Origin of the sequence: uncultured Campylobacter sp. (assembly GCF_937997405.1) — a bacterium.
In the GTDB taxonomy this organism is placed as follows: Bacteria; Campylobacterota; Campylobacteria; order Campylobacterales; family Campylobacteraceae; genus Campylobacter_B.
This window is the reverse complement of record NZ_CALKTL010000134.1, coordinates 1-4685: the sequence shown is the minus strand read 5'-3', so window position 1 is coordinate 4685 and position 4685 is coordinate 1. Positions and strand designations below refer to the sequence as shown.

General features: G+C 46.9%; 5 protein-coding genes. 2 read left to right on the top strand and 3 right to left on the bottom strand.

Features of this window, described 5'->3' with window-relative positions:
* Positions 1-199 (top strand): hypothetical protein (locus tag Q0372_RS07105; protein ID WP_298104279.1); only part of this gene is annotated, 199 nt, incomplete at its 5' end.
* Positions 200-1329: 1130 nt separating this feature from the next.
* Here Q0372_RS07105 and dapF read toward each other — a convergent pair.
* The 3 genes from dapF to coaE form a co-directional block, all read right to left on the bottom strand.
* Positions 1330-2208: a diaminopimelate epimerase gene (dapF, locus tag Q0372_RS07100; protein WP_291938610.1), complete on the bottom strand. Its 879-nt coding sequence runs from the start codon at positions 2206-2208 to the stop codon at positions 1330-1332.
* A gap of 178 nt (positions 2209-2386) precedes the next feature.
* Positions 2387-3307, bottom strand: a complete 921-nt coding sequence (locus tag Q0372_RS07095) for a tetratricopeptide repeat protein (protein ID WP_298104276.1) — start codon at positions 3305-3307, stop codon at positions 2387-2389.
* A gap of 64 nt (positions 3308-3371) precedes the next feature.
* A complete protein-coding gene (gene coaE, locus Q0372_RS07090; protein WP_298104313.1) occupies positions 3372-4049 on the bottom strand; it encodes a dephospho-CoA kinase in 678 nt (225 codons plus the stop codon).
* 70 nt (positions 4050-4119) lie between these two features.
* Between coaE and purM the strand changes: the two genes are divergently transcribed.
* The coding region (gene purM / locus Q0372_RS07085; RefSeq protein ID WP_298104273.1) for a phosphoribosylformylglycinamidine cyclo-ligase at positions 4120-4685 on the top strand (566 nt) is incomplete at its 3' end.

The following is a 4685-nucleotide window of genomic DNA, read 5'->3' as shown; positions in this document are numbered from 1 at the left end:
TGGGCGCAACTACACATCGATCAAATCGACTCTTGACATAATTCATAAAAACTGGGGCTACCTGCAGCGCGAAAGCATTAAGGATACGGGGCTTGATGCGGGCAAGGCGTCGAAGATTTTCATCTACCGCCTATGCGAGTCAGGGCGAAGCTTTATCGAAAAATACGAAAAAGCGCTCGTCCAAAACGCCGACAAATAGTTCAAAATTAAAAATTTTAAGCGCCAATTAGATAGAATTCTTTAATTTCACGTGGAGCGACAGAATTTCATTTTTATGCGACTCGCCTTAAAAAAAGGAGATGAAAATGCTGGATTTTATAGTAAAAATGTTCGCCTGGAAAGCTGAGTGGGAGGTAAAAAAGGAATATGACAAAGAATTTGGCGATCTATCCTCCATGCACTCAATCTTGCGCTTTATAATACTTCTTATCATACTTAGTATTTTGATTAAATTTCAATTAAGCGTATGAAAGATACATTTTTAGACATTGCGCTCGTTTTATTTGGCATCGTTATGCTTGTCGCGATACGACAAAAATCTTTATTAAAATTTATAATTTTTGTCGTGATTTTAGCGCTCGCCAGAGAGTTAATCATCAGATTTTATGCCTAGTTTCGGCCAAACCGACACGGATGGAATTTAAAATTTAAACGACAAAATGACGGCGCGACGGAATTCGGCGGGCGCAAATTTTAAATTTCGCCGTAACTGCACTGTGCTTTTATCATCGTTAGTAAATTCTACCGCGCTTCAAGAATTGCCGTATCGATAAATCTAGCTTTTATCGTCAATGACAGATTTTACCCGCGGCGAGGATTTGCGCTTGATGTCGCACTTTTTGCTATTAGTGGCGGATTTTACTCGCGCAAATGCGACGGAATTTCACTTGTGCGAACACGGCGGATTTTTTGCGGCGGCAGCAAAATTTATAAACCGAATGAGCGGGTTAGAGCGTAAATTTTATAACGCTATAACGCTTAAATTCCACAGAAGCCTAAATTAATGCGATACAAATTTGAAATTCAAGCAAAAATTTTAAATTTAGTAGCAAAATTCCACACGCTGAAATCTTAAAATTTTATTTCATAAAATTCCGAAATTTGGAATTAAATTTTGCAGTGAGACGCCAAATTTTACCTCAAAATTAAAATTCTCACCCAAACCATGCCCTGTAAATTTTAAAATTTCATCATCATAAAATTTTAAATTCCAATGCTGTATTGCAAATATATTATTTTATAAAACGGAGCGAAAAGCGAAATCTTGTATAAATTACACTCAAAAATTTTACGGATTCTCGCGCAAACCGGCTCGAAATTTCGCCCTGCCTACTCCACGTATCCAATAAATTCGCCATCGAAAGTATGCCTAACGTCGCCACGAAAGTAAATTTTGCCTCCATCCCCTAAGCGCAAATTTAGCATTTCGCCACTTGCAGGTATCACGCGAATGTCGGGAGCTAGCCCCATATTTTCGACGCCTGCGATGAAGCATGCCGCCATCCCCGTACCGCATGCGAGAGTTTCTGCCTCTACGCCACGCTCAAAGGTGCGCACCTTTAAAATTTTGCTTGCGAGGCGACTTTGAACTAACGCATAATTAACGTTAGCGTTATACTTTTCGCGCAGGTCGCGGGCCAGCGCGGCGTCGAACTCATTTAAATCACTAACAAAAGTTACCAAATGCGGCACTCCTGTGTTATAAAAATACCACGTTAGCCCTGCCTCCTCAAAGCTTTCGCCCAGGCGCTTAGGACGAGTTAACATTACCTCGACGTTAGCTACTAACGCGTGAGCGTTAGGGCGAAGATTGAAAATCTCGCCGAAGCTTACATTGCGTAGCTCACCTCGCATGCTCTCGCTCAAATTTCCGCCGAAAATACCGAAAATTTCACCGCTAATTACACCTGCGCCGCTTAGGAATTTCATGCTCTGCCCGGCCAAAAAATTCTCATACGCATACATGCATACCGCGCGCGAGCCATTGCCGCACATATCGGCGCTGCTGCCGTCGCTATTGTAAAATTCCCACTCGAAATTTATCCCCTCGATACCGTTAAATTTCGGTAGTACGACGATGAGCCCGTCGGCGCCCACCCCATCACGCCTATCGCATAGCTCACGCGCTAGCTTGGATCTATCCGCCTTAACAGAATCCGTAAAAATCACGAAATCATTTCCGCTCGCATTATATTTTGAAATTTTCATTATCTACCTCGCAAATTTTAAAATTACTAACGCTGCTCACTAACGCTTTATTAAAATTTTACTTCTATCTAAATTTAAGCGCATCGCTTATTTATAGGCTTTACTAAGACTAAAGTTACTAACTATCTTCTTTCGTAAGCCCATTTTGTTATGCGTTTTTCGCGCTTGATGTTAGAGCCTACCTCATAGCCTTTAAATGCTCGCAAGCATCAAATCTTCCGAGCTTGCAAGCCTTTTTGTAAAGCTCGCGCGCCCTCTTTTTATCTTTCGTCACGCCCCAGCCCTTTTCGTATTGATACGCCAAATTTGAGCAGGCTAGCGGCTCGTCGCTTCTCTCGCACGCCTCACTAAAATACTTCGCAGCAAGCGCCTGATCCTTTTGCCCGCCATCGCCTTTAAAATACGTAACGCCCAAATTCACGCACGAATCCACGTGTCCTTGCTCACAAGCCCTATTAAAAAATATCCTGGCCCTGTCCGCGTCCTTTTTCACGCCTTCGCCAAGAACGTAGCTGAGCCCTAGGTTATGGCACGCCTCTACCTGCCCCATTTTGCAAGCCTTGATCAAAAACTCGATCGCCTTTTTCACGTCGGGATAGACGCCGAGCCCCTTTTTATAGTTGTATGCAAGGCTCGCGCACCCCTCGCTGCTGTTTTTCTTGCAGGCGTCGCTGAAAAGCTCATTCGCCCTCTTGCGATCCTGCGCCACCCCCTGCCCGTCGTTGTAGAGCAGCCCCAAATAGACGCAGCCCTTCTGTTCGCCGAGCTTGCACGCCCTGTCGTAATAGCGCACGGCCTGCCTGAAGCTTCTATTTGAGTCGTATGCATAGCCCAAATTTGCGCAATCCAGCGCATTTTCCTCGCCGCCGGCGTCGCAGTTGCGCTGCAGCTCGTTTATCACGCGGCTTAGTTTTCTACAATCCATCTCGCTCCCCGCGGCGCAGCCCTTCCTTAGATCGTCTATCTCCGCCGCAGCGCCCGTCGCAAACAGCGCGGAGAGCAAAACCGTTCGCACCGTAAATTTCAACCGCTCTTTAAGTGGCATACTTTTAAAATTTTGAAATTTAGCACCGCTTTGGGCACAGCTACCGATCCTCATCGCCTCTCCTTTATTTTCAACTCATCTCAATTTACGTAGAAATTTTACGCAACCGCGCAAAGGGCTAAATTTTATCTTCTAGCTCTTTTAAAAATCTCTCCACCGCGGTCTTAAGCGCGGCAAGATCGCTTCTATTGTCTATCACAAAATCCGCCATAGCGCGCTTTTGCTCGATATTAGTTTGTAGCTCCACGCGGTGCTTTGCGGCGGCATGATCCAGCCCATTTCGCTTCATCACGCGCGAAATCAGCGTATCTTTAGGCGCATAAACGACCGCCACTTTGTCGAAAAACTCATACCTCTTGCCCTCGAAAAACAGCGGAATATCGACGAAGTAAAGCCTTCCTTTCGCCTCCAAAGCCTGCGCCTGCGATAAAATTTCAGCTGTTATCTTTGGATGCAGTAGCGCTTCGAGCCTTGCAAGCTCCGCAGGGTCTTTAAACACCAGCTCGCCTAGCTTTTTGCGATCCACTGAAGCACGGTGCGCGGCCGAAATTTCCTCATCACCGCTAGCGTCAAATTCCGCATGCGAGGCAGAATTTGCAGCCTGCGCGTCTTTTTGCACGATGTATTGCGCGCCGAAAATTTCCGCCACCTGCGCGGCGCAGCGATCCAAGACGCAATGCGAAATCTTATCGGCATCGATGATCTCAAATCCGCGATCACGAAGCAGCTCGCAAACCGCGCTCTTGCCGCTACCGATGCTGCCCGTGATGACGACGGCGTGTTTAAATTTCAAGATGGGCCTTTATAGCGTTTTTATTCGATTTTAGCTAAAATCTGCGAAATTATACCATCTTGGAGGATAAAATTTGATAAGCTACAAAGACGCGGGCGTCGATATAGACGCGGGAAATGACTTCGTAAACGCGATAAAACCGTTTGTCAAAGCGACGCAAACTCCGCACGTTTTAGGCGGTATCGGCTCGTTTTCGGGTGCGGTAAGGCTGCCTGCAGGCTATAAAAAACTCGCGATCCTAGGCGCCACCGACGGCGTGGGCACAAAGCTGCGACTCGCGATCGACGCGCGTAAATTTGACGGCGTAGGCCAAGATCTCGTCGCGATGTGTGTGAATGATCTCATATGCAACTTCGCCGAGCCGCTATTTTTCCTCGACTACTACGCGACGGCGAAGCTCGAGATTGCGGATGCCAAAGAGGTAGTAAAAAGCATCGCCGAAGGCTGCAAACTCGCCCGCTGCGCGCTTATCGGCGGCGAAACGGCGGAGATGCCCTCGATGTATGAAAAGGGCGACTTCGACCTAGCGGGCTTTGCCGTGGGTATCGCCGAAGAGGACGAGATCGACCGCAGCAAGTTCGTGCGCGAGGGCGATGTGCTCATCGCGCTTCCTAGCAGCGGCCTGCACTCAAACGGCTT

Excerpts from the sequence above, each read along its gene's own strand:
- dapF (WP_291938610.1), bottom strand. The coding sequence starts at position 2,208 with ATGAAAATTTCAAAATATAATGCGAGCGGAAATGATTTCGTGATTTTT.
- Q0372_RS07095 (WP_298104276.1), bottom strand. The coding sequence starts at position 3,307 with ATGAGGATCGGTAGCTGTGCCCAAAGCGGTGCTAAATTTCAAAATTTT.